The organism is Streptomyces oceani (genome assembly GCF_001751245.1).
Lineage (GTDB): Bacteria > Actinomycetota > Actinomycetes > Streptomycetales > Streptomycetaceae > Streptomyces > Streptomyces oceani.
This window is the reverse complement of record NZ_LJGU01000128.1, coordinates 1-24,777: the sequence shown is the minus strand read 5'-3', so window position 1 is coordinate 24,777 and position 24,777 is coordinate 1. Positions and strand designations below refer to the sequence as shown.

The 24,777-nt window shown below is 72.3% G+C and carries 23 protein-coding genes, 1 pseudogene and 1 riboswitch; of the genes and pseudogenes, 11 read left to right on the top strand and 13 right to left on the bottom strand.

Going from position 1 to position 24,777, the window contains the following annotated elements:
• The 4 genes from AN216_RS15940 to AN216_RS15925 all read right to left on the bottom strand — a co-directional run.
• On the bottom strand, positions 1 to 922 hold a 922-nt coding region (locus tag AN216_RS15940; RefSeq protein ID WP_139140936.1), incomplete at its 3' end, for an ABC transporter ATP-binding protein.
• Complete coding sequence (locus AN216_RS15935) at positions 919 to 2,142, bottom strand: energy-coupling factor transporter transmembrane component T (RefSeq protein ID WP_079166643.1); 1,224 nt, start codon at positions 2,140 to 2,142, stop codon at positions 919 to 921. The genes AN216_RS15935 and AN216_RS15940, both read right to left, overlap by 4 nt.
• A complete protein-coding gene (locus AN216_RS15930) occupies positions 2,139 to 2,843 on the bottom strand; it encodes an SCO2322 family protein (protein WP_170843139.1) in 705 nt (234 codons plus the stop codon). The genes AN216_RS15935 and AN216_RS15930 overlap by 4 nt, the downstream gene beginning before the upstream one ends.
• A 113-nt stretch (positions 2,844 to 2,956) precedes the next feature.
• Positions 2,957 to 4,237 (bottom strand): prenyltransferase/squalene oxidase repeat-containing protein, encoded by a 1,281-nt coding sequence (locus AN216_RS15925; protein WP_070197358.1) that lies wholly within the window; start codon positions 4,235 to 4,237, stop codon positions 2,957 to 2,959.
• A 197-nt stretch (positions 4,238 to 4,434) separates the two neighbouring features.
• A riboswitch (cobalamin riboswitch) is annotated at positions 4,435 to 4,502 on the bottom strand.
• 471 nt (positions 4,503 to 4,973) lie between these two features.
• Between AN216_RS15925 and AN216_RS15920 the strand changes: the two genes are divergently transcribed.
• From AN216_RS15920 to AN216_RS15910, 3 genes are all read left to right on the top strand, one after another.
• Entirely contained in the window at positions 4,974 to 6,578 is a 1,605-nt protein-coding gene (locus AN216_RS15920; RefSeq protein ID WP_079166642.1) for a glycosyltransferase family 4 protein, read from the top strand.
• A 138-nt stretch (positions 6,579 to 6,716) separates the two neighbouring features.
• Positions 6,717 to 7,493: a class I SAM-dependent methyltransferase gene (locus tag AN216_RS15915; protein ID WP_070197357.1), complete on the top strand. Its 777-nt coding sequence runs from the start codon at positions 6,717 to 6,719 to the stop codon at positions 7,491 to 7,493.
• Positions 7,490 to 8,557 (top strand): prenyltransferase/squalene oxidase repeat-containing protein, encoded by a 1,068-nt coding sequence (locus AN216_RS15910; RefSeq protein ID WP_070197356.1) that lies wholly within the window; start codon positions 7,490 to 7,492, stop codon positions 8,555 to 8,557. The genes AN216_RS15915 and AN216_RS15910 overlap by 4 nt, the downstream gene beginning before the upstream one ends.
• A 33-nt stretch (positions 8,558 to 8,590) precedes the next feature.
• Here AN216_RS15910 and AN216_RS31090 read toward each other — a convergent pair whose 3' ends face one another.
• A complete protein-coding gene (locus AN216_RS31090; protein WP_420855748.1) occupies positions 8,591 to 8,713 on the bottom strand; it encodes a DUF397 domain-containing protein in 123 nt (40 codons plus the stop codon).
• A gap of 75 nt (positions 8,714 to 8,788) precedes the next feature.
• Positions 8,789 to 9,517 carry a DUF5753 domain-containing protein gene (locus AN216_RS27210; protein ID WP_244502485.1) on the bottom strand — a complete coding sequence of 243 codons (729 nt, stop codon included), beginning with the start codon at positions 9,515 to 9,517 and terminating at the stop codon, positions 8,789 to 8,791.
• Between AN216_RS27210 and AN216_RS15900 the strand changes: the two genes are divergently transcribed.
• Positions 9,516 to 11,042, top strand: coding sequence for an oxidoreductase (locus AN216_RS15900; protein ID WP_070197355.1), 1,527 nt, complete (start codon positions 9,516 to 9,518; stop codon positions 11,040 to 11,042). The genes AN216_RS27210 and AN216_RS15900 overlap by 2 nt on opposite strands.
• Positions 11,043 to 11,078: 36 nt before the next feature.
• On the opposite strand, the gene AN216_RS15895 is transcribed toward AN216_RS15900, so the two are convergent.
• Positions 11,079 to 12,035: an AraC family transcriptional regulator gene (locus tag AN216_RS15895; protein WP_212732711.1), complete on the bottom strand. Its 957-nt coding sequence runs from the start codon at positions 12,033 to 12,035 to the stop codon at positions 11,079 to 11,081.
• A 244-nt stretch (positions 12,036 to 12,279) separates the two neighbouring features.
• Here AN216_RS15895 and AN216_RS15890 point away from each other — a divergent pair, with 244 nt between their 5' ends.
• The gene (locus tag AN216_RS15890; RefSeq protein WP_338059254.1) at positions 12,280 to 12,972 is read left to right on the top strand and encodes a Rossmann-fold NAD(P)-binding domain-containing protein; all 693 of its coding nucleotides are present in this window, start codon (positions 12,280 to 12,282) and stop codon (positions 12,970 to 12,972) included.
• Between the two features lie 144 nt (positions 12,973 to 13,116).
• Here the strand turns inward: AN216_RS15890 and AN216_RS15885 are convergent, their stop codons facing one another.
• From AN216_RS15885 to AN216_RS15870, 5 genes are all read right to left on the bottom strand, one after another.
• Complete coding sequence (locus tag AN216_RS15885) at positions 13,117 to 14,019, bottom strand: hypothetical protein (RefSeq protein WP_070197353.1); 903 nt, start codon at positions 14,017 to 14,019, stop codon at positions 13,117 to 13,119.
• Between the two features lie 120 nt (positions 14,020 to 14,139).
• Complete coding sequence (locus AN216_RS15880) at positions 14,140 to 14,805, bottom strand: N-acetylmuramoyl-L-alanine amidase (RefSeq protein WP_338059253.1); 666 nt, start codon at positions 14,803 to 14,805, stop codon at positions 14,140 to 14,142.
• Positions 14,806 to 15,117: 312 nt separating this feature from the next.
• Positions 15,118 to 15,705 (bottom strand): class I SAM-dependent methyltransferase, encoded by a 588-nt coding sequence (locus AN216_RS15875; RefSeq protein WP_079166644.1) that lies wholly within the window; start codon positions 15,703 to 15,705, stop codon positions 15,118 to 15,120.
• Between the two features lie 133 nt (positions 15,706 to 15,838).
• Positions 15,839 to 16,012: a hypothetical protein gene (locus AN216_RS29295; protein WP_170843138.1), complete on the bottom strand. Its 174-nt coding sequence runs from the start codon at positions 16,010 to 16,012 to the stop codon at positions 15,839 to 15,841.
• A 10-nt stretch (positions 16,013 to 16,022) separates the two neighbouring features.
• Entirely contained in the window at positions 16,023 to 16,160 is a 138-nt protein-coding gene (locus tag AN216_RS15870) for a hypothetical protein (protein WP_212732710.1), read from the bottom strand.
• A 663-nt stretch (positions 16,161 to 16,823) separates the two neighbouring features.
• On the opposite strand from AN216_RS15870, the gene AN216_RS15865 reads away from it, so the two are divergent.
• From AN216_RS15865 to AN216_RS15840, 6 genes are all read left to right on the top strand, one after another.
• Entirely contained in the window at positions 16,824 to 17,177 is a 354-nt protein-coding gene (locus AN216_RS15865) for a hypothetical protein (protein WP_139140935.1), read from the top strand.
• Between the two features lie 120 nt (positions 17,178 to 17,297).
• On the top strand, positions 17,298 to 18,326 hold the full coding sequence (locus AN216_RS15860) for a hydroxyacid dehydrogenase (RefSeq protein ID WP_070197349.1): 1,029 nt from the start codon (positions 17,298 to 17,300) through the stop codon (positions 18,324 to 18,326).
• Positions 18,327 to 18,421: 95 nt separating this feature from the next.
• The gene (locus tag AN216_RS15855; protein WP_070197359.1) at positions 18,422 to 20,362 is read left to right on the top strand and encodes a DUF2264 domain-containing protein; all 1,941 of its coding nucleotides are present in this window, start codon (positions 18,422 to 18,424) and stop codon (positions 20,360 to 20,362) included.
• 149 nt (positions 20,363 to 20,511) lie between these two features.
• Positions 20,512 to 21,948 carry an MFS transporter gene (locus tag AN216_RS15850; RefSeq protein ID WP_070197348.1) on the top strand — a complete coding sequence of 479 codons (1,437 nt, stop codon included), beginning with the start codon at positions 20,512 to 20,514 and terminating at the stop codon, positions 21,946 to 21,948.
• A complete protein-coding gene (locus tag AN216_RS15845) occupies positions 21,941 to 22,729 on the top strand; it encodes an SDR family NAD(P)-dependent oxidoreductase (RefSeq protein WP_070197347.1) in 789 nt (262 codons plus the stop codon). The genes AN216_RS15850 and AN216_RS15845 overlap by 8 nt, the downstream gene beginning before the upstream one ends.
• A gap of 137 nt (positions 22,730 to 22,866) precedes the next feature.
• A complete protein-coding gene (locus AN216_RS15840) occupies positions 22,867 to 23,754 on the top strand; it encodes a MaoC/PaaZ C-terminal domain-containing protein (RefSeq protein ID WP_070197346.1) in 888 nt (295 codons plus the stop codon).
• A gap of 10 nt (positions 23,755 to 23,764) precedes the next feature.
• On the opposite strand, the pseudogene AN216_RS29290 reads toward AN216_RS15840, so the two are convergent.
• Positions 23,765 to 24,777: pseudogene (locus tag AN216_RS29290) on the bottom strand (hypothetical protein); the annotation flags it as partial.

Sequence of the window (24,777 nt, the reverse complement as noted above, 5' to 3'; positions counted from 1 at the left end):
CCCGCCGCAGCACGTCGGTACGCCCCCGGCGCACCGTGAGACCATCCGCCCGCCCGGCCCAGCGCGCGCCCGCGGAGCCGCCGGCCACGGTCGGGGGCCCGTCACGGGACGCCAGCCGCTCGCGCAGTCCGGCCGCCCGCCGGCGCGCGTCCCGTACGGACAGCGGCAGCGGCGACCAGCCGGCCAGCGCGCCCAGCGCGACCACCGGCGGGCGTACCGGGGACTGGGCCATCACCTCCTGCGGCGGCCCCAGTCGGGGCGGGACACCGGGCGCCGGCAGCAGCAACACCTGGTCGGCGTACTGCACCACCCGCTCGAGCCGGTGCTCGGCCATCAGGACGGTGGTGCCCAGGTCGTGGACGAGGCGTTGCAGCACGGCCAGCACCTCCTCGGCGGCGCCCGGGTCGAGTGCGGAGGTCGGCTCGTCGAGCACCAGCACCCGTGGGTGCGGGGTGAGCACGGAGCCGATCGCGACGCGTTGTTGCTGACCGCCGGAGAGGGTGCTGATCGGCCGGTCGCGCAGGGTGGCCAGGCCCAGCAGGTCGAGGGTCTCCTCGACGCGGCGGCGCATGACGTCCGGCGGCAGGCCGATGGACTCCATGCCGTAGGCCAGTTCGTCCTCCACGGTGTCGGTGACGAAGTGCGCCAGTGGGTCCTGACCGACGCTGCCCACCACATCGGCCAGTTCGCGCGGTTTGTGCTCTCTGGTGTCCCGGCCGGCGACGGTCACCCTGCCGTGCAGGGTGCCGCCGGTGAAGTGCGGTACCAGCCCGGACACGGCGCCCAGCAGCGTGGACTTGCCCACTCCGGACGGGCCCACCAGCAGGCAGAGTTCGCCCTCCGGGACGCTGAGGTCCACGCCGTGCAGCGCGGGCGTGGCCCTGCCGTCGTAGGTCACCGAGACCTGTTCGAACCGGATCACTTCGGCTCCTTCGATAGCGACGTGGACACGGCCGCCGTTCCGTAGCGGGCGGTCCCGGAGTCGGCCGCCTCCGGCGGGCGCCCCGTCGACGTCTCCTCCCGCGCCGGTACGGCTCCCGGCCGCTGTGCGTCCGGCGGCACCGGGGCGACGAACGCCGGCAGCAGCCCCAACAGCACGGCCGCGGTCGGTCCCAGCGGCAACTCCGGCGCGGCCAGCGGTACGGCCGGCGGGTGCAGCGCCGGCAGGTCACCGGCCGAGATCAGCACCGCCGCCACCGCGGCCCCGGAGCCGGCGACCAGCCAGGTGCGCGGCCCCCACACGTCCGGCCGGTACCGACTGCGTACGCCGCGCCGGCCGCCCAGCCACAACCCGCCCAGCGCCGCGGACAGTCCACCGAGCAGCACCGGCATGCCGTACGCCGCCCCCCGTGCGGCCAGCAGCGCGTACGTGCCGGCGCACACGCCCAGCAGCCCGCCGAGGGTGAGCACCGCGGTGGTACGACGCACCCGGGCGGACACCCGTGCCGTACGTCCGTAACCCCGGGCATCCATCGCGGCGGCCAGCGCCACCGAACGCTCCAACGCGCCCTCCAGCACCGGAAGTCCCACCTGGAACAGGGAACGAATCCCGCTGTCCGCCCGCCCTCGCAGCCGGCGGGCGGTACGCAGCCGTCGCACGTCGGCGACCAGGTTGGGCGCGAAGGTCATGGCGACGACGACCGCGACCCCCGCCTCGTACAGCGCCCCGGGGAGCGACTTGAGTAGCCGCGCCGGGCTGGCCAGCGCGTTCGCCGCGCCCACGCAGATCAGCAGGGTGGCCAGTCGCAGGCCGTCGTAGAACGCGAACAGCATGCCCTCGGCCGTCACCCGTCCCCCGATCCGTACGCCCTGTGCCCAGTCCGGCAGCGGTACCTGGGGCAGTGTGACCAGGACGTGCGTGCCGGGGATGGGCGAGCCCAGGAAGAAGGCGAACACCAGCCGGATCGCCAGCACCAGCAGCCCGAGCTTCAGGAACGCGGCATACGATCGGGCCCACGGCGCGTCCGTACGCCGGGTGGCGACCACATAGCCCGCCACCGCGATCAACAGCGCGAGCACCAGCGGGTTGGTGGTGCGGGACGCGGCGGTGGCCAACCCGAGTGCCCATAGCCACCAGGCCCCGGCGTGCAGGGCGTTGCTCCGCGCCGCCTCGGGCGGGCGGAGCGTCGAGCGGCCCGTCATGCGCGGCGTCGGCGGGCCTGCCAGTACGCCGCCGCCCCGAGGACGAGCACCGCGCCGACACCGAGTCCCAAGCCCACTCCGGCGGGCAGCCCGTCGTCCTGCTCGGAGCTGGCGGTGTCCGAGCCGCCACGGTCACCGTCCGCCGACCCGAACCCCTCAGCGGACCCGGCCGTCTCGGAATCGCCGTCGCCCGTGGCGCCGTCCGTTCCCTCTCCGGACACCTGCTCGCCGCAGCCTGACCTCGGGTAGCGCTCGATCGAGCACAGCAGGCCGGCGGAACTGTAGCGCAGCGAGTCCGTACTGGCGGCCAGTGCGTCGGACGCGGTGCCGCCGTCATCGACGCGGGCGCACACGCGGCGTGGTTCGGGCGGTTTCCCGTCCGAGGCCGCGTCCTTGGCCGTACCGAAGTCGATGACCAGCGCGACGCGCGCGGAGCCGGACTCCTCGGGCTCGTCGGCGCAGATCTCGGCGAAGTCGGCGTCGCCGCGCGGCTTGCCCGCCTCGCCGGCGTCGGCGCCGACGGTGAAACGGAAGCCGAGCACGCTGCCGTCCTCCGGCTGGACCATCGCGGGGCCCTGTCGGGCGTACGACCAGGAGTCGCCGTCGCGCTCCCAGAACGCCCAGTAGCGGTACTCACCGGCCTGCGCGGGTGCCGCGCCGAGCGTCAACAGCCCGCCGAGCAGGGCGCCGACGAGTGCCACTACGGTTGCCGCGCGGCGACCGCCGGCGGCGCGTATCCGGCTGCTCGAGGCCCGAGTGCCGCTTCCCGCGGCCGACCGGGCCTGGGTGTCGCGCCTGGGCGACCTGCGGGCGCTCACGGGTTCTGGCCCTTCCGGCGGCCACTGAGCAGGAAGCCGACGCCGGCTCCGGCGGCGAGCCCGGCGACCACCAGCGAGGCGGTGACCACCGTGCTGCTGTCGTCGTCCTCCTCCGTCGACTCGGTCTTCGTGTCCGTGATTTCGGCAGGCTTCGGACCGGTCGCGTTCAGCCGTTTCACCAGGTTGGTGCCGCCGAAGTCACGCGGATCGCCGCCGGCCGCGCGGCTCGCCAGCACCAGACCGCCGAGCGCCGCCGGGTCGGCCTTGAACTTGTCCCAGTCCCTGGCGTGCTTCTCTAGCCACGCGAGGGTCGTACGGGCCTGATCGCCGTGTTCGCCGGCGGCCAGCGCGAGCACGGCGTCCGCGGTGTTGGCGTAGTCCGCCTCGCCCTTCTTCGCGTCCGGGGCGACCGAGGGGAGGTGCTGGTCGTTCTTCTCCAGCGTCCGGGCCAGTTGAGCCGCTCCGGCCTCCGCCGAGTCCTGGGGCTCACGGTTCTGCCCGGTGCCGCCGTCCTTGCCATCGCCGCAGGACAGAGGCTCCGGAGCCGCCGTGTCGTCCTTCTCTACCGGTTCCACGACCAGACCCTCGCCATGTCCCGCCAACGTCGCGGCGGCGGTGGCGTCGGCGTTCGCGACCAGCTCGCCCCGCTTGTCCGGTTGGTAGGCGAACGCACCGCGCTCCTCCGGCTTCGCGGAACAGTCCAGTTGGAGCCCGCGCAGCGCGTCGTACGGCGAGTGGTCGCCCTTGTCGGAGTGGACCTTCGCCGGGTTCTCGTCGGTGGCCGCGAGTGCTCCGACGGCCACGGAGGTGGAGTTGGCGTCGGAGGGGCTGCCGGGGTTGTAGCCCCAGCCGCCGTCATCGTTCTGCACGGACCTCAGCCAGTCGACCGCCTTCGTCACCGCGTCGCTGTGCCCGCCCAGTGCGGCGAGGGCCTGTACGGCGGCGCCGGTGGCGTTGCTGTCCCGGACGGTCTTCTCGCCGCACCCGTCCTGCTTCGTGGTGTCCCGGTACGCGGCGAACGAACCGTCCGCGCACTGCTGTCCGACCAGCCACTCGGTGGCCTCGTCGGCGGGTCTGACACCCGCGGCGTCCTGTGCGAGCAGGGCGAGTGACTGCCTCCACACCCCGTCGTACTGGGGATCGTGCTCGCCGTACAGCCCGGTGTCCGAGGAGGCGACGGTGGTTGAGGCGCTGGTGGAGGCGTACGCCAGTGGCGTGACGACCGTACAGAGCAGAGTGCCGGCGGCAAGGACGGCGGCGTTGCGACGCAGAGACATGACAGGTGCCTTTCACTGAGCGGAACGCAGCCGTCCACGGCCGTCCCACCAGCGCACCCGCCGTGGTGACACCGGGCTCGGCTCCGTATACCTCGACGGTGCCAGGACCGGGCCGACCCACGGAGCGGGACGTCCCGGCCTTGCGAGCCTTGCCTGCGACCAGGTACTCCGGCTCCGGGCTGTCGCCGTCGACGCGCGGTCTCGCGCGCCGGTGCAACGGCCCGATCACGGTTGCGGGTCAGCGCCGGGCTCGCACCGGCTTCCCCCGATCGAAGGCGTTCACTTTCCGTCCACTGTAGAGGAGCGCGGGCGAGCCGATGCCGCCCGGCCGTCCGGTGCGCTCCCTCGCGGACGGACCACGAACTCGTAAGGTGCACCGGGAGGAGGGCGAATCATCGTATTTGTCGCGATCCACACCGAAAAGACACCAATCGCCCCGCCCTGTCGCTTCTCGCGCCCGAAAGCCCCCTGCCGTCGCTGGCCGTTGGCCTCTCCCGGGTCATCGTCACCCGGTTCCACGGTCCTCGAGCCCGCAGGTCATGCCGTCGCGGGCGGACGTGTCCCCGCCGTGACCCGGGTGGCGGGAATCACCCGTACCGCCAGCTCGCCGGAAGTGACTGGCCGGTAGATTCTTGTGCGTACATCAGGCACGATTCAGATCGATCCCGAAGTCCATCCCGTCACGAGCGCACCACGGCCACGCTCCGCGCGAGGTGCGGGAAGAAGGAGGCGGCGCGTGACCGCAGAGGCCGTACGGGACACGGCGTCCGGCACTTCACCGAAGTCCGCCGCCCGCGGCGAGGCCGGCGTGGAGCGCGGGGATCATCCGCTGCGCATCGCGCTGCTGACGTACAAGGGAAACCCGTTCTGCGGCGGTCAGGGCGTGTACGTGCGGCACCTTTCCCGGGAGCTGGCCCGACTCGGGCACTCCGTGGAGGTGATCGGGGCCCAGCCCTACCCGGAGTTGGACACCGAGGTGCCGGGGCTGAGCCTCACGCGGCTGCCCAGCCTGGATCTGTACCGGCAGCCGGACCCGTTCCGCACGCCGGGGCGCGGCGAGTACCGCGACTGGATCGACCTGCTCGAGGTCGGCACGATGTGGACCGGCGGATTCCCCGAGCCGTTGACCTTCTCGCTGCGTGCCCGCCGTCATCTGCGCGCCCGGCGGGGCGACTTCGACATCGTGCACGACAACCAGACGCTGGGCTACGGGCTCCTGGGCCTGCCACGGGTCACCGGCACTCCGCTGGTGACCACCGTGCACCACCCGATCACCGTGGACCGGCGACTCGAACTGGACACGGCCGGGAGCCGCGGGGCCCGACTGTCCGTACGCCGTTGGTACTCCTTCACGCGTATGCAGCGGCGGGTGGCCCGCCGGCTGCCGTCGGTGCTGACGGTCTCCGGATCCTCGCGCCGCGAGATCAGCGAACACCTCGGCGTACCGCGCGAGCGGGTGCAGGTGGTGCCCATCGGGGCCGACACCCGGGTGTTCGCGCCTGATCCGGGCGTCCCGGAGGTGCCGGGCCGGATCGTGACTACCGCCAGCGCGGACGTCCCGCTCAAGGGACTGGTCCACCTGGTGGAGGCGCTCGCCCGGCTGCGGACCGAGCACCCGCGGGCCCATCTGGTGGTGGTCGGCAAGCGCCCAGAGGAGGGTCCGGTCGCCGAGGCCCTCGAACGACACGGGCTGGCGCACGCGGTCGAGTTCGTACGCGGCCTCACCGACACCGAACTGGCCGCGCTGCTGTGCGGCGCCCAGATCGCCTGCGTGCCCTCGTTGTACGAGGGTTTCTCGCTGCCGGCCGCGGAGGCGATGGCGACCGGCACCCCGCTGGTCGCCACCACCGGCGGGGCGATTCCCGAGGTGGCCGGCGCCGACGGCGAGACCTGCCTGGCCGTACCACCCGGCGAGTCCGGCCCGCTCGCGACCGCCCTGGGCAGGCTGCTGGGAGACGCGGAACTGCGGACTCGGCTGGGCGCCGCCGGACGCGAGCGGGTGCTCGCCCGCTTCACCTGGGCGGCGGCGGCACGTGGGACGGTCGAGCGGTACCGTGCGGCGCTCGCGACCAGCGCAGAGCCCGGCGACCGGCCACCCGTCACCGGTCCGTCGCGGCGCCGCGGCCCGGCGGGCGGGGACCGTACGGACCGGGGTACGGGTCCCCGCACGGAGGGGCAAGCGCCGGCGGAGCCGGAGCGGGCCGAGGCTCCACCGACCGAGGCGCCGCTGGTCGCCGCACCAGCCGCCGCTCATCCGCCGGTCGCCACCGCCACGGCGGGCCGTACCGGCGCGTCCATGACCACCCCGAGCCGCGACGAGCCCACCGGGGCGAGCGGCTGAGTCGGCACCGCCACCCCGGCGACCCGCGCCGTACGAGCGGCCGCCACGCGCCCCGCGAGAGCCGTACCGAACGGCCGAAAGCCCGCCGGCCCGGCGTGCCGCGAAGCCCTCCGCCCTTCCGACAGATAAGGCTGACACGTGCTGACCGTTGACTTCTCCCGCTTCCCACTGGCCCCCGGGGACCGGGTGCTCGACCTCGGATGCGGTGCCGGACGCCACGCCTTCGAGTGCTACCGCCGGGGCGCCCGCGTGGTGGCCCTGGACCGGAACGCCTCGGAGATACGTGAGGTCGCCGAGTGGTTCGAGGCGATGCGGGAGGCCGGCGAGGCGCCCCCGGGGGCGAGCGCGACCGCGCTGGAGGGCGACGCGCACGCGCTGCCGTTCCCCACGGACAGCTTCGACGCCGTCATCGTCTCCGAGGTGCTGGAGCACATCCACGAGGACAAGAGCGTGCTCGCCGAACTGGCGCGGGTGCTGCGGCCGGGTGGTCGGTTCGCGGTGACCGTGCCCCGCTACGGTCCGGAGCGGGTCTGCTGGGCACTCAGCGACGCCTACCACGAGGTGGAGGGCGGCCACATCCGGATCTACCGTTCGGACCAACTGCTGGCACGGGTACGGGAGGCCGGCCTCCGCCCGTACGGCAGTCACCACGCGCACGCGCTGCACGCGCCCTACTGGTGGCTGAAGTGCGCCTTCGGGGTGGACAACGAGAAGGCGCTCCCGGTGCGGGCCTACCACCAACTGCTCGTCTGGGACATCATGCGCAAGCCGCTGGCCACCCGGCTCGCCGAGCGTGCGCTGGACCCGCTGATCGGCAAGAGCTTCGTCGCGTACGCCACCAAGCCGCACCTGCCCGCGACAGACGGGTCAGCCGCCGAGCCGGCCGCCGGCGAGTCCGCCGGGGAGCGGGTGTGACCAGCCCGGAGCGCACCGAACGGCTCGTCCTCCCGGGGGTGTTGACTGCCGGACAGGCCGCCGAGACCGTACGCGGCATCGCCCGTGTCCAGCGTACGGATGGCGCCATCCCGTGGTTCCGAGGGCACCACCTGGACCCGTGGGACCACGTCGAGGCGGCGATGGCGCTGGACACCGCCGGCTTGCACGAGCGTGCCGAGGCCGCCTACGACTGGCTGGCCGAGCACCAGTTGCCGGACGGTTCGTGGTACGCGGCGTACGCCGACGGGGACGCGGCGGCACCCGCCGACCTGGGCCGGGAGAGCAACTTCTGCGGATACGTCGCGGTCGGCGTCTGGCACCACTACCTCACCACCGGGGACGACACCTTCGCCGAACGGATGTGGCCGGTCGTCGCCGCGGCCACCGGCTTCGTGCTGGAACTCCAGCAGCCCGGCGGCCAGATCGGCTGGAAACGCGAACCGGACGGCAGGGCCTGTCCGGAGGCGCTGCTCACCGGGTCCGCCTCGAACTACCAGTCGCTCCGCTGCGCCCTGGCGCTGGCGGAACACCGCGAGGAGTCCCAGCCGGGCTGGGAACTCGCCCTCGGCTGGCTCGGACACGCCATCCGCCAGCACCCGGAGCGCTTCCTGGACAAGAGCCGCTACTCGATGGACTGGTACTACCCGGTGCTCGGCGGCGCCGTGCGCGGCGCGGCGGCCGCGGCCCGGATCAGGGGCGGCTGGGACCGCTTCGTGGTGCCGGGGCTCGGGGTGCGGTGCGTCCATCCCAACCCGTGGGTGACTGGCGGCGAGAGCGCCGAACTCGCCCTCGCGCTGTGGGCGTCCGGCCAGTCCGACCGCGCGCTGGACATCCTGCGCTGGATACAGCACCTGCGCGCGGAGGACGGGATGTACTGGACCGGATACGTCTTCGAGGACCAGGCCATCTGGCCCCGGGAACGCACCGCGTGGACCGCCGGATCGCTGCTGTTGGCGGTTGCCGCGCTGGGGGGCGACGAGCCGACCGGGACGGTGTTCGGCGGCGAGTCGCTGCCCCGGGGGCTCGAGCCGCGCTGCTGCTGAGACGTGTTCGGCCGTCCGTCCGTACGGCTGGTCTTACGAGCCGGTCAGCCGCCCGCGTACCAGGGCCTCGGCGAACGCCGCCCACGGGGCGGGGGCACAGCGTATGTGGCGGCCGGTCGGTGCCTTGGAGTCCCGTACGGCGACCGTGCCGGGCACGTTGACCGCACCTCGACGCACTCCCCGTCACCGGTGCTGTAGCTGGACTTGTGGAACTCGAACGTGGACAAGGTCTCAGATCCCCTCGATAGCACGGCTGATCAGCGCACGTGAGTCGGCTTGAGCGAGTGCTCGCCGCACAACACGGTCGAAGATCACGCTGTGCCGTGTGGAGTCCTTCTCGCTTTCCAAGCCACACGGTAGCGGACGTCGTATCGAGGTATACGACGTCCATCGCTCCTGGCTCCGCGAACGAGACGATGTTGAACGCGCCTGCCATGCCGGCGTGCGCACCGGCTCGGAAGGGCAGCACCTGAAGCTTGACGTTGGGCGGTGGGTCAGAGCCAGCAGGTGGGTCAGCTGATCCCGCAAGACGTCCCGGTCGCCCACCTCCTGGTGGAGTGTCGCCTCGCCGATCACCGCCCACACGTGGATCGGATCGGAAGACGTGAGTCTGTCCTGGCGGGCCACCCGTGCCTCCACGAACCGCTCGATCTCGTCCGGGTCCTCCCAGGTACCGCAACCGACCGCGAGTGCCCGTGCGTGGTCGGGTGTCTGGAAGAGTCCTGGCAGGACGGTGAGTTGATGGGTTCTGACCGGTGTCGCCACCTCCTCCAGAGCCACGTACTCGACCTGGCTGCGCAGCTCCGGATAGTCGTTCCACCAGCCTTGCGCCTTGCGACGTTCCCGATCGGCTCGTGCCAACCGCAGCAGCATGTCCAGGATGTGCTCTTCCGCGCCGTAGAGCTTGCACAGCGCCAGCACGTCCGGGTCGCGGATCGCCGGCACATACCCTGCACCCATGCTGACGCGTGAGGAACTGACCCCGCCTGAGCGCCAGTTGTGGGATGCCTTTCCCGTTGGAGCGGCAGTCGACCTGCGTACGGGCTCCCCGGACGATCCCGAACCGGACGATGTCCCGGTGAACGGCCCCGACTGGGGTCCGGAACGCACCGTACGCGCCGCCGTACTCACCGCCCTGCTGCTCGGCGGCCAGGACGAACGGCCCGGGGCCACCGCGGCGCTGTCCCTCGCCGGCGCCCGAATCACCGGCCGGCTCACCCTGGACGGGGCCGAAGTGCGGTGCCTCGTGGAGCTGGAGAGCTGCTGGTTCGACGAGCGGATCAGCCTCGAGGGAGCGTCCACCCTGGCCTTCGCCGCCCAGCGCTGCCGTATCCCCGGCATCTGGGCCTCCGCCGCGCACATCGGCGGGAGACTGAACCTGCGAAGTTCCCTCCTGGTGGAGGACCACGGCAACGCCCTGGTGCTCGTGCACACCCAGATAGCCGGGGGCCTGCGGCTGGACGGAGCCCAACTGCTCGCACCCGGTGGCCTGGCGCTCTCCGCCGGCGGCATCCAGATGACCGGCGCCGTCATCTGCGAACAGGGCTTCTACGCCAACGGTGAAGTGTCCTTCGCGGGCGGGCAGTTCCCCGGCGGGCTGCTTCTGCGTGGGGCGCGCCTGGAGAACCCCGGCGGCAACGCGTTGCTCGCGGACGCCATCAACGCCTCAACCCTCCGCTGCTCCCGGGGATTCGAGAGCGAGGGCAAGATCCGGCTCCGTGGCGCGCAGGTCGCCGACCTGATGAGCTTCGAGGGCGCCACGCTACGCGGCGGAGGCACCGTCCTGTTGGCCGTGGGCGTCCAGGCGGCCGACCTCGACCTACGGTTCGCCGTGCCGCCCGAGGGCACGGTGGACCTGCGGAACGCGTACGCGACATGGGTGCGGGACTGGCACGGCAGCTGGCCCCGAGAGCTGCGGCTGGAGGGCTTCGGCTACGACGCGGTACCCGTGGACGACGACTCGCGCGCGGGCGGGGCACGTCCACGCGACGAGGTGCGCCGGCGGCTCGACTGGCTGCGCCGCAGCCCCGGGTACGCCCCGCAGCCGTACGAGCAACTGGCCGGCGCCTACCGTCGGATCGGTCACGACGACGACGCACGGCAGGTGCTGCTGGCCAAGCAGCGGCACCGCAGGCGCATCCTTCGCCCGGCCGGGCGGGTCTGGGGACGCCTGCTGGACGTGACCGTCGGTTACGGGTACCGGCCGTGGCTGGCGGGCTTGTGGCTGCTGGCGCTGACCCTGCTGGGCACGCTGGTCTTCGGCACCCGGGAGCCGACCGCGGTGAAACCGGGGGAGGAGCCGAGGTTCAACGCCTTCGTGTACACCCTCGACCTGCTGGTCCCCATCGGCGGCCTGGGGCAGCGGGAGGCGTGGCACTGGGCGAGCGGCGGCGCGCAGTGGCTGGCGTACGCGCTGATCGGGCTGGGCTGGCTGCTGACGACCGCCGTGCTCGCCGGCGTGACCCGTACGCTCGCTCGGAACTGAACGTGCCTGGCAGCGTGGTGGACAGCGGCCGAAGCGTCACGCCCGGTTGCGGTGGCGCTGTGGACTGACCCCGCGGGCTCGTTTGAAGGCGGTGCTGAACGCGAACGCGCTGCCGTAACCAACCCGGCGGGCTATGGCGTCAAGCGTGCTGTCCGAGTTCGTGAGGAGGTCGGCGGCCAGGTCGATCCGGAACTCGGTGAGGTACGCCATGGGCGGCACGCCGACGAGTTCGGTGAAGCGGCGGGCCAACGTCGCTCGGGAGACCCCCGTCCGCTCGGCCAGCGTGGTCACTGTCCAGGCACGGTCCGGGTGGGTGTGTACGAGACGCAGTACCGGGCCGACGACCGAATCCTCGTCGGCCCGGTACCAGGGCGGCGCGTCGGCGTCGGCCCTGATGAACCATGCGCGGAGGGTGGCGACCAGCAGGAGATCCAGGAGTCGCTCGAGCAGGAGATCCTGACCCGGCTCGTTTCGCACGGTCTCCTCGGCGAACAGTGACACCAGCGCGGATTCGCCGTGTGCGGCGCTCGGGACGACCAGAAGTGGGGGCAGCGCGTTGAGCAGTCGTGTGGCGATTTCCCCTGGGCGCCGGTACTTGCCGATCAGCAGTACTGACGTGTCCTCCGCGCCGTCATCACGGGGCCGCGAGCCGTTGGCCCAGGTGCGCGCCCCCGTGTCCGGGACCTCGGGTGGCTTCGCGCCCGCCGGGGTCGTCCGTCGGGGGCCGGGCCGCACGACCACCTGGGTCGGAGTACGGGGATCGTCGGCGAAGGTGAACGCGTCGGGGCCACGCAGCATCGCGATATCGCCCGGACCCAGTCGGACCGCCTCGCCGGCCTGGGGAACCACCCAGGGCCTCCCGTGCAGGATCGCCACCACGCTGAGCGGTGCCCTGTCCCGTACCCGCACCGACCAGGGTGAGTTCTGGACGGTCCGCAGCACGAACGCGCCTCTGGCCCGGACTCCGTCAAGCAGGAGGGACAGGGGGTCCACCGGGACAGTCTAAGACGCGCTCTTATGGACCCGCGAGCCTCGAGTATGGCCCGCAGCCAGACCTTCCGGTGAGCTGTGGATCATGACATCGACTGCGCGAACGACATTGGTCCTCGCGGGGACAGGGAAGACCGGACGCCGTGTCGCGTCCGGGCTGGCAGCGTGTGACCGTCCGGTACGGATCGGTTCACGACGCGCCGATCCGCCCTTCGACTGGCAGGACGACACCACGTGGGAACCCGCGTTGCGAGGCACGGACGCGGCGTACGTGGCCTTCTACCCGGACGCGGCGTTCCCCGGAGCGGCCAGGGTCGTGGGTTCCTTCGCGAATCTGGCCGTGTCCTGCGGCGTCCGCCGCCTCGTGCTGCTCGCTGACCGGGGTGCCGAGGAGGCCGAGCGGTGCGAACAGGCGGTGCGGGACTCGGGCGCGGAGTGGACCGTCGTACGGGCGGGATTCATCACACAGAACTTCAGCGAGGCGTTCCTCGTGGAGCTGGTCCGGGCCGGGGTGGTCGCCCTTCCGGCCGGCGAGGTCACGGAACCGTTCACCGACGCGCGGGACATCGCGGACGTCGCCCTTGCGGCGTTGACCGAGAACGGCCATGCCGGTCGGATTCACGACGTGACCGGACCACGGCTGTTCACCTTCGCCGATGCCGTCGGCGAGATCGCGAGGACGACCCGTGGGGAGGTTCGTTATCTGCCGGTCACGCCCGAGCAGTTCGTGTCATCCCTGATCGGAAGAGGCGTGTCGGCTGAGTACGCGGGGCAACTGGCCGGTCTGATGGTCGAGGTTTTCGACGGGCGCAGGTCACACGTGACCGACACCGTCGAGCGCATCCTCGGCCGGCCGCCTCGCGACTTCGCGGAGTACGCACACGAGACGGCCGCAACCGGTGTCTGGGACGCTCGTGCCGCGCCCCCCGGTGGGGTCTGACGTGCGGGTCACGTGTGAGCTGGGCTCGACCAGCGCCATGCGCCGGACGCTCTGACGCGCGCTGGGCCGTACGCGAAGGACCGCGGTCCCCGCCCGAGTTCGGACGGGGACCGCGGTCCTTCGCGTGTGGGGCCGACCTACGCGTCAGCCACGCTGGATGCCGGAGCTGTCCTGGAGCACGCCACGACGACCGTCCTGGGTCTGCGCGACGAGCGCCTGACCGCGCTGCTCCACGGCGAGGTACCAGGTGCCGGGCGCCAGTTCGGCCACCGGGTTCGGCGAGCCGTCCTCGCCGAAGAGCGGACGCGCGACCGGGACGGCGAACCAGAACGGCTGGAAGTCGGCGCCACCGCCCGGCTGCGGCTGGCCGCCCGGCTGAGGCTGTCCCGGCTGACCGCCCGGCTGCGGCTGTCCCGGCTGACCGCCGAAGGGCTGACCGGGCTGCTGCTGAGCGCCGTACGGCTGCGGCTGGCCGGGCTGGGGCTGTCCCGGCTGACCGCCCGGGTAGCCGTAGCCGCCCGGCTGCGGCTGGCCGCCGTACGGACCGGGCATGCCGGCACCGGCACCGCCGCCACCGGAGAGCGGCGCCTTGAGCGCCGGAAGCGAGTTGTTCAGCACGGCCACCGCGGCGAAGGCGAGGCCGAGCGGCACGGTCAGGAACGCACCGAAGGCGAGTTCAAGGCCCTCGTTCGCGTCCTGACCGTCGATGATCTCGCTGTTCGCCGTGGAGAAGACGGACCACAGCGCCGACCAGCCGACGACGACGCCGAACGCGGTGCCCCACTGGTCCAGCGACAGACCGGCGATCTGCCGGCCAGCCGGCATCGAGCGCGAGACCAGGATCAGCACGGCAGCGACGACAGCGAGGAGGTAGACCGTCGGCAGCAGCGGCAGCGTACCCAGTGACCAACCGTTGACGACCTTGCAGTCGACCTGGTCCGGGCAGTCCTCTTCAGGAGCGAAGAACGGCAGGAAAGATGCGATCAGGAGGAGAACCGCCACTCCGATCAGAGCGACGTCGCCTCGAGTGAGCGAGCGGATGTTCAACGTGGGGTCCTTAGTCGGTTTCGTATCTGTCTGTGCTGTCTGCCGGGGGTGAGAGCCCCATCGTACGGATCACAGTATGGCCCGAAGTGAGCGGCCGTCTTGTCCGTTTACACAGGGTCCTCACCTCTCCCCGGCGAGGAAGTCGGTGATCCCCCGTACGATTCCGTCGGCGGCGCGTGCGCGCCATTGCGGATCGGTGAACCGGGCGGCTTCCCGCGGGTTGCGCATGTTGCCGCATTCGAGGAACACCTTGGGGACCTTACTGAGGTTGAGTCCGCCCAGGTCGTCCCGGGTCACCAAGCCGTCTGAGTCGCCCAGGTAGTTGGCGGTGGGCACGTCCGTGGCCGCGTGATAGCCGTCCGCCAGTGCCTCACCGAGCCGCCGGGAAGGGCCCGTTATGGCGCTGGTGTCCGCCTTCCCCTCGTGGACGGACGCGGGAAGAATCACATGGAATCCCTGATTACCCTGCGTTGACCCGTCGGCGTGGATCGAAACCACGGCGTCCGCCTCGGCCTTGTTGCCAATCAGTGCCCGTTCGTCGATGCACGGGCCCCACGCGCGGTCGCCGTCCTGGGTCAGCTTGACCGTCGCCCCGCGAGCACGCAGCTGCTTACTGGCTCGTTGGGCGATATCCAGGGTGAACTCCGCCTCTGGATAGCCGGAGTTGGTGGCCGTGCCGGTGGTGTCGCACGCCTTCTCGTTGGTGCCGATATCCACCGTCTGGTTGATCTTGTCCGGATGGTTTTTGTTCTTTGGGTTGTGTCCGGGATCGATAACGACCGTCATTCCGCGGAGGGATCGGTTTCGCTGCTTCGCGCCCTCTTCGTCGGATTCATCCTTTTCGCCTTTGTCGCCGCTCTCTGGAGAGGGCGTCGGCTTCCCGGATCTTTCCGGGGTCGTGGGGCTCCCACGGTCGGACTCGGATGATCCGGACACACTCGGGGTCGCGGAGGCCCCCTCATCGGAACCCTGCGCTGACCGCCACACCAACCATCCGGCGAAGCACAGGGGCACCAACGTCGCCAGCACGATCACCAGGGTTCCGCCGCGGCGGGACGGCATTCCATTCGACACGGTTCGCGATCGTATCCGGGTGGCTCACCGGCCGGGGCCGATGCGGCGAAGAACGCGAAGCGATCCGGTGACCGAGATCTCCGCGAAGCCGCCCGAAGCCAACGCCCGTTGGTACACCCGGTACGGCGCCTGGCCGCCGTCCGCCGGGTCCGGGAACACGTCGTGGATGACCAGCAGGCCCCCATGCGCCAGGTGCGGGGCCCAGCCTTCGTAGTCCGCCCGCGCGTGCTCGTCGGTATGGCCGCCGTCCACGAACACCAGCCCCACCTCCCCCCGCCACAGGGCCGCGACCTGGGGAGAGCGCCCGACGAGCGCCACCACCTGGTCCTCCAGCCCGGCCGCGTACAGCGTGCGACGGAAGGCGGGCAGCGTGTCCATCCGACCGGTCACCGGATCGACGAGCTCCGGATCGTGGTACTCCCATCCCGGCTGCTGCTCCTCGCTGCCTCGATGATGGTCGAGGGTGAGAACGTTCACACCGGCCGCCCGGGCGGCGTCCGCCAACAGCAGGGTGGAACGCCCGCAGTAGGTGCCGATCTCCAGCAACGGCAGGCCCAGCCGCGCGGCTTCGGCGGCGGCCTCGTGCAGCGCCAGCCCCTCGTCCGCCGGCATGAAGCCCCTGGCAGCTTCGAAGGCGGCCAGCGTCACCGGCTCGGGCGGCCGTTCCGGCCGACCTCGCTCGCTCGCCGCGGTGTTCGAGGCGGCTCGGGTCCGGGTCGGGTCGGGCTGCTGGGTCACGGCGGGCTCACATCGGTATCGGGGCGTACGAGGCGCGCGGGGTGTACGAGAGGTCCTCCGGCAGGATGCCATGTCGCCACACATGCCTTCCCATGGTCACGAACTGCGCTGTGAGCAGCACGCCACAACGAGTGACCCCCGGCGCCCCCAGTTCGTTCCGCGCGTGCAGGATTCCGGGCATGCGGTTCGACCTATCGGATGTCGAGGCGAAGACGGTACTTCCAGACGGGGTCCTGATCGGACCCGGTGATCGGCGAGGACGCCTCGTACGGCTGCTCGGGCGCACAGTCCGCCGTGGCCATCCCCTTGTTGGCGACCGCCAACAGCACGTCGAGAGCGTCCCGTTCAGTGCGGAAGAGAAACGGACCGTACTCTCCGGTGCTTTTCCCGTTTACGGTCACGACGGAGGGGGACGGCCGTCCACATCGCAGGACCTGGGCAACACGACCATGCCGCCTCCGTTGCCCACTACCCCCGGGAAGACCATCGGCCAGGGGCACGGTCGAGGCGGAGACGTGGTCGACCAACCAACTGCCGCGCTCCCGCGCACTTTTCGGCACCGGCCCGTACCGAATCTCAGCTACGTCCACTATGGATACGCCCGCTTCCTCCTCGGTCAGCCGTATGCTGCACTTCCCACGCGGACGCTCGGGCGACGGTGCCACAGTGGCGGGTCCCGGTTCGTTCGTGGCCCCCTTCCAAGGCGTCGTCGCTCAGAAGAAGGGGCCCAGCGCCCTTGGACAAGGCTCCCCAGCAGTAGTCGTCCTGGAAGGGCCAGCTGTTCGTGTGGTACGCGAGCGTGGTGCCGACTCCGACGGCCAGGGCCAGGGCGCCGCAGAGGATCTTCCGGCACCCCATTTGTCGGAGCCGCCCGGAGGAGGCGTTCTCCGGATGTTCGCCCGAGTCGTGGCGGACTGCCCTCGGTGAAACTCTGTGGTCTGGATGACTTCACTCTGCCCGCCACGATGCGGGACTCCGCGGATGAGGGTTGGATGAGCCCGGATGCCGGCCCCGCGCGGATATGCGAACTGGGTGGTAGTCGGGTCGGCACGAAGCTGGTCACCATCACCGACCCGTTGCTGGTGCCGCTGCTCAACGCGTCGGTGAGACAGCCCGGCGGGGAGTTCGAGGGCGCCAACGGCAGAGGTTCCGGTAGCGACAGCGAAGCGGCCTTCGTCTCCGACTGCCAGTCCGGTCAAGTGGGGTTCTTCGCCCAGCGGAGGGACGACTCGTACTCAGATCTTCCCACCGACATGCGTGGCATGTTGGCGCGGTACGCGGATGCCCAGGCTGAGAGCATCGGCTGCGCCCCACCCCGGATGGAGACGGAGGCCGGCGGGGACTGAACTCCCACGGTGCGGGCTGGCCCGGTGCGGTGAAATGGGTGCGGTGAGAAGGGTGGAGCGGCACCCGCCCGAGCACCGCACCGACAGCCGTCCCCGTCCCCGGCCGACCCCAGGAGCCCCATGCCCACCGAATCCGCCGCACGCTTCCGACCCCGCGCCGCACTGGCGATGTCCTCCGAGGCTGCGCGCAGCGTCCTCACCCCGACGGCGCGCGCGGCCCTCGCCGAACACTGCGCGCTCACCGAGCCGCCGGTGCTCGACGAGTTCGGCAGCGAACGGGCCCGGGCCGCGCTCGTCGAGGCCGAACTGCTCGTCACCGGCTGGGGTTGCCCGCCGATCACCGCCGAGGTGCTGGCCACGGCGCCCCGCCTACGGGCACTCGTGCACACCGCGGGCTCAGTGCGCGGCCATGTCACCGAGGCGTGCTGGGAGCGCGGCATCCAGGTCTCCTCCGCGGCCCGCGCGAACGCCCTGCCGGTCGCGGAGTACACCGTCGCGATGATCCTCCTCTCCGGCAAACACGTGCTGGAACGGGCGCGTCGACTGCGTACGGAGCGGGTGCCCGCGAGCCCCTTCGACGTCCCGGACAGCGTCGGCAACTACCAGCGCACCATCGGCATCCTCTCCGCCTCGCTCATCGGCCGCCGGGTGATCGAGCTGCTGCGCCCGTACGACCTGCGGTTGCTGCTGCACGATCCGTACGTGTCGGCGGCGGAGGCGTCCGAACTGGGCGCACGGGCGGTCAGTTCCCGCGAACTCTTCGCTCAGAGCGACACGGTGAGCGTGCACACCCCGCTGCTGCCCGAGACCCGCGGACTCGTCGACCGCGAACTGCTCGACGCGATGCCCCGGGGCGCCACGCTGATCAACACCGCGCGCGGCGCCGTGGTCGACCAGGACGCGCTCACCGACGCCGTACGGCAGCGGCGTATCCGGGCGGTGTTGGACGTCACCGACCCCGACCCGCTGCCGACGGACCATCCGCTGTGGGACTGCGAGGACGCGCTGATCACCCCGCACCTCGCGGGCTCGCAGGGCAACGAGTGGCAGCGGCTCGCCGAGTCCGCCGTGGCGGAGGTCGGACGCTGGGTGGCCGGCGAGAGCTTCGCCCATCCCGTACGCCGTGACCAGCTGGCGGCGCAGGCGTGAGGGGCGTCACGGGCGGGACAGGCACTCCAGCCGGCACCTCAGCTGGCCCCCCAGCCACGTCAGGCACTCCAGCCACGTCAGACACCTCAGCATGGCTGGAACTACCCGTCGAGGACCGCCGGTCGAGCCCGTACACCGGATACACCCGGGCTCACTGGGAGGCCGTCGCCGACGGCCTGCTCCGTACGGCCTGGCGCTGGGCCACCCCCGGTGGCGCCCTGCTCGACCTGCCGGGCCGGCCGTCCGTGTCCGGCGTGCGGTCGGACGGGTTGGAAGGCTACGCCCGTACCTTCCTCGCCGCCGCGTTCCGGGTGGCCGGCGCGGGCGGCGCCGACCCGCACGGCTGGATCGAACGGTACGCGTCCGGGCTGGCGGCGGGCACCCGTACTCCCGACCGGGATGACGCCGAGTCCTGGCCGCGCATCCTGGACCAGCACGTGCGGGGACAGCCCATGGTCGAGTCGGCCTCCGTGGCGCTCGGCCTGCGTCTGACCCGCCCCTGGCTGTGGGACCGGCTGGAGCCGGACGTACGGGACCGCGTGGAGGGGTGGCTGCGCGGCGCCCTGCGGCACACCCCGGCACCCAACAACTGGTACCTCTTCCCCTACTCCGTCGCCGGCTTCCTCGAGTCGGTCGGCCGCGGCGACGCCGAGACCGCGCGCGCCCGGGAACGGGCGCTCGAGCTGCTGGAGGGCTGGCACCACGGCCAGGGCTGGTACTCCGACGGCGACGGCCGCGCCTTCGACCACTACAACGGCTGGGCCCTGCACCTCTATCCCGTGCTGGACGAACACCTCACCGAGGGCCCGGCCGTCAGCGACCACGGCCCCCGGCTGCGCGAACACCTCGACAGCTTCGGCCTGTTCTTCGGCTCCGACGGCGCGCCACTGCACTTCGGCCGCTCCCTGACGTACCGCTTCGCCGCCGGCACGGCGGTGGCGCTGGGCGCGGTGACCGGCCACACCCCGCTCGCTCCGGGCACCTCCCGGCGGCTGCTCAGCGGCACCCTGCGCTACTTCCTCGACCGAGGCGCCACCACCCCCGACGGGCTGCTGAGTCTCGGCTGGCACGGCCCGCACGAGGCGAGCCTCCAGGGCTACTCCGGGCCCGGCTCTCCGTACTGGGCGTCCAAGGCGTTCGTGGCGCTGCTCGCGCCCGCCGACCACCCGCTGTGGACGGCGACCGAGCGGGCCGCTCCCAGCGAGGGTCCCGACCGGGCGATCGCCCTGACCGCGCCGGGACTGCTGCTCCAGTCGACCGGCGCGGACGGGATCGTACGGCTGCACAACCACGGCAGCGACCACGTCTCCCCACACGAGGGCGAGTCGGCGGGTGCCGAAGACCCGCACTACGGCCGCCAGGCGTACTCCACCCGTACGGGCCCCTGCGCGCCCGGCAACATCGCGGACAACCACCTCGCCGTACACCTCGACGGAGCGGGCAGCGTCCGCCGGCGCATCCGCCCACTGGGTGCCGGACAGGGCGGCTCCGGGGAGCCCGGTACGGACTGGGGCTGGGCCGCCTCCGCACACCTGCCGGTCTTCGCTGGCGGGCCGCCGACGGTGCCGGGACTGCGTGTGGAGAGCGTGACCTTCGTCCGGGGCCACCACGAACTGCGGGTGCACCGGGTGATCGGGGCGCCCCCGGGCGCGACCGTCAGCCAGACCGGCTGGGCCACCGGCCCGGAGGAGACCGTACGTTCCGGGCTGTACGGACTGCATGGCTGGACGGGCCGGGAGACCGTACGGGCGCCGCGGGGTACCGCGTACACCCGCTGGGCGCTCGTCCCGCGACTGACGGCCGGCGCGACGGGGACGGGGTTGTACGCGGCGGTGGCCACGCTGACCGTCGTACCCGAACCGGAGGGCGAACCGGCGGGCGTCGAGCCGGCCTCAGCGCTGACCGTGGAGTACGCCGACACCGGCTCCCTCCGGGTGCGGTGGACCGCGGACGGGGCACTGACCCGGATCGCCTTCGACCCGCTGACCGTCGTACACGAGCCGGCGGGCGACAGCTCATCGGCGACCGGGAGTTGACGGACGTCCACCCGCGCACGCTCGGCAGGGCGGTCGAGAGCCGCTGCCGTCCGCTACCCGCTGCCGCCCCGCTACCGGCTGCGGGGCCGCCGCCAGCTCGGGGAGCTTGCTGGTGTGTCCGCCGAGGCTGGGCTGGCAGCATAGCCGGTATGGTCCAGACGTCTTCCGCCACCGATGCCGCCTCGAGCGCCCGCCCGACCCGTACGCGTACCTGGGCCGTGGTGCTCGCCGCCTGTGCCGGGCAGTTCCTGGTGGTGCTGGACGTCTCGGTGGTCAACGTGGCGTTGCCGTCGATGCGCGCCGAGCTGGGGATGAGTGCCTCCGGCCTGCAGTGGGTGCTGAACGCGTACACGCTGACTTTCGCGGGACTCATGCTGCTGGGCGGCCGGGCCGGCGATCTGTTCGGCCGCAAGCGGATGTTCCTGGCCGGGCTCGGCCTGTTCGTCGCCGCCAGCCTGGCCGGCGGGCTGGCGCAGGAGAGCTGGCAACTGGTCGCCGCGCGCGCCGTACAGGGCATGGGCGCGGCTGTGCTCGCGCCGGCCACCCTGACCATCCTGACCACCACCTTCCCGGACGGTCCCGCGCGCACCCGCGCGATCGGCACCTGGACCGCGGTGGGCGCTGCCGGCGGTGCCGCCGGTGGACTCGTCGGCGGCGTGCTGACGGACGTGTTGTCCTGGCGATGGGTACTGCTGATCAACGTGCCGATCGGCGCGGTGGTGTTGCTTGGCGCCGCCTGGTGGCTGACCGAGAGCCGGGAGCGTACGAGCCGCAACCTGGACACGCCGGGCGCGTTGCTGGTCACCTCCGGCCTGGTGGCACTCGCGTACGGCGTCGTGCAGACCGAGTCGAGAGGATGGACCGCGGCCGAGGCGCTGCTCCCACTGGCCGCCGGGCTGGTGCTGCTGGCGGGCTTTGTCGCCGTCGAGGCCCGCTCGGCCACGCCGTTGATGCCCTTGACGCTCTTCCGGTTGCGGTCGGTCTCCGCGGCGAACGTGGCGATGTTCGTCAATGGCGCGGCGACGTTCAGCATGTGGTACTTCATGTCGCTGTACATGCAGAACGTGCTGGGCTACACGCCCATCCAGACCGGGCTCGCCTTCATCCCGCAGTCCCTCAGCATCGTCCTCGGATCGAAGCTCGCGCCCCTGCTCATGGCCCGGATCGGCGCCCGGAGAGTGGCGATGCTCGGGACCCTCATCGCCGTCGCCGGCTACCTCTGGCAGAGCGCGATGCAGGCGCACGGCAGCTATCCGGTCAGCGTCCTCGGTCCCGGGATACTGATGGCGCTCGGCGCCGGACTGTCCGCCACCCCGCTCGCCGCGGTGGCGACGTCCCGTGCCGCCGCCCGGGACGCCGGGCTGGTCTCCGGGCTCATCAACACCTCCCGCACGATGGGCGGCGCACTCGGTCTGGCGGTGCTCTCCACGGTGGCCGCCAGCCGGATCGGCGAGGCTGCCGGGCGGGTGAGCCAGACCGAGGGGTACGCGCTGGCGTTCCGTACCGGCGGGTGGATTCTGCTGGGCAGCGCGCTGTTCATGTTCTTCGCGCTGCCCCGGGAGCGGGTGGGAGAGCAGCATGGCTGAGTCCCCGGAGTCCGGATTGTTCCCCGGTACCGGCCGCCGGGTCCTGGTCAGTGGTGCCGCGCGTGGCCTGGGCCGGGCGCTGGCCCAGGTCTTCGCGCGCAACGGCGACCGGGTCGCCGTGCACTACGGCACGCGGCGTACGGACGCCGAGGCGACGCTGGCCGGGCTGCCTGGGCGGGGGCACGTCCTCCTCGGAGCCGACCTGGCCGACCCCACGGCGGCTGCCCGGCTGGTGACGGACACCACGGAGGCGCTCGGCGGGATCGACGTGCTGGTCAACAACGCCGCCGTGAACACCCCGCATCCGCCCGCCCGTACCGGGTACGCGGACTGGGTGGCGGCCTGGCAGCAGCACACCGCCGTGAACCTCCTCGGCACGGCTCACCTCTCGCACGGCGCGGCCCAGCGGATGATCGAGCAGGGCACGGGCGGCCGGATCGTCAACATCGGCTCGCGCGGCGCCTTCCGTGGCGAACCGGAGCATCCGGCCTACGGCGCGACGAAGGCCGCGGTGCACGCGCTCGGCCAGTCGTTGGCCGTGGCGCTGGCGCCGTACGGTATCGCGGTGGCCTCCGTGGCGCCCGGCTTCATCGAGACGGAAAGGGTCGCCCACCGGCTGACCGGCGCGGAGGGAGCGGCACTTCGGGCCCAGAGCCCGTACGGCCGGGTCGCGCGACCGGAGGAGATCGCGCGGGCGGTGCTGTGGCTGGCGGCTCCTGAGGCGGAGTGGAGCTCGGGCACGGTGCTGGACCTGAACGGCGCCTCCCACCTGCGCAGCTGACCGCTGTCGTGCGGGGGTGGCCGCTTTTCCGTGCGGCCCGCTCCGGGGGCCCGGCCCCGGGGAAACCGGTCCCGGGCCGTGGGACACCGAGCGAGCTCACGGACACTGGAGCACACCGCCGGAAGGAGTCCGCAGCCATGCCCGTCGACGCCGAGCGCGCACTCGCCAGCGCACCGCGCGCCACCGAGATCAGCTGGCAGCACCAGGACGTGCTGCTCTACCACCTCGGCCTGGGCGCCGGCGACCCGCCGACCGACCTCGGTGAGCTGCGCTACGCGCTGGAGTCCGAACTGCGGGTGCTGCCCAGCTTCGCGACGGTCGCCGGTGGCGGGCCCGGAGTGATGGCGGCACTCGACTTCCCGGGTATCGACGTCGACTGGGCGGACGTACTGCACGCCGGCCAGTCCGTCACCTCCCACCGGCCGATCCCGCCGATCGGGAGCGCCACCCGGACCCAGGCCGTCACGGCGGTGTACGACAAGACGTCGGCGGCGGTGCTCGTGCTGCGTACGGAGGCGGCGGACGCCCAAGGGCCGCTGTGGAGCTGCGAGTCGAGGCTGTTCGTACGCGGCGGGGGCGGCTTCGGCGGAGAGCGCGGACCCTCCGCCGGCGGGCGGCCCCCGCCGCAGCGGGAGCCGGACCACCGGGTGTCGCGGCACACTCGGCCGGAACAGGCGCTGCTCTACCGGCTGTCCGGAGACCGGAACCCGCTGCACGCCGATCCCCGGTTCGCGCGGCGCGCGGGCTTCGACCGGCCGATCCTGCACGGACTGTGTTCGTACGGCATCGCGCTGAAGGCCGTCGTGGACACCGTGCTGGCGGGTGACGTGACGCGGGTACGCAGCTGTGCCACGCGTTTCTCGGGTGTCGTCTTCCCCGGTGAGACGCTGCGTATGGCGTTGTGGCGGGAGACCGACCAGGCGGTGCGCCTCGAGGCGACCGTCGAGCCGGGGACCGTCGGCGGGGACGAGGTCGGGCGGTCGGGCGCGCCCGTGCTGGCGGACATGCTGGTGGAACACGTCTGACGTGCTCTCACTACCGCGCGAGGGGCGCCTCTCGCAGTGGTACGGGCCGTGCCGCCGGGCCCTCCGCCGGCTCTGCGTCCGGCGGGTCCGCCTGTCTGTGCTCCGTCATGGCCTGTGCGGGGTGTGGTGGGGCCGCGGGCTTGTCCGCGCGGGTCGCACGGTCCGGCTCCGCGCTCCCGGCCGTCGTATCGGGCGGGCGGCCGTACGGCGGTGCGTGTGTCGCGCCCGGCGCGGGACCGTCCGCGACGGGCGTCCAGTCCGTCGGTTGGTCGGTCGGATGACACCGCCTGGGACGGATCGGGAGCGGTGGCAACCGCGGTGTGTCCGAGGGCTGTTCGTCGGGCAACGGGCCGAATCGTTCCTGCGATCGCCGGGTCGCCTGGTCCACGGCACCCCGTGGACCAGGCGACCCGGACTCCGCCGGCGTCGGGGGCGCCTGTCCGGCCTCCCCGGGACACCAGCGCAGCTCCGCGACCCCGCACGGCCTCCGCGTGGTGGCGTACGGCAGTCGCAGCACGCCGTCCGTCGTCCACACCCCGCAGTCCGGCAGCCAGCCCTCCGGCGCCGTCACGTGCGTCAGCGAGCGGTCCACCGGCCGCCACACCGCGATCCACGTGCCGTTCGGCCCGTCCGCTCGGAGCGCGACCGCGCAGTTCTCCGGCTCCAGCAACTGTCCGGACTGCACGGCGAACGGGGTGAGTCGCACCCCCTCCGGATGCAGCGCCTCCGGGAAGCGCACCGGCCGCTGGCTGCCCAACACGCCCCAGCCCAGCCGCGTTTCCCCGGCTGCGTCGGAGCGGACGAGCAGGAGTCCGCTGTCCGGGTCGGCGAGCAGCAGCTCGTCGTCGCTTCGTTCGGTGATCTGCAGTAGCGGGCTCGTCCTGCCCAGGGTGAGATCCACCGCTACCGTCTTGGTGGGCTGCCGCCCGCTGCCGCGCGCGGTGCGGTCCAGGGCGAGCAGCCGACCCTCCCGGTCCAGCCAGCCGCCGCCGGCGCAGCGGCCGGCGAGCGCGGCCACCTGGC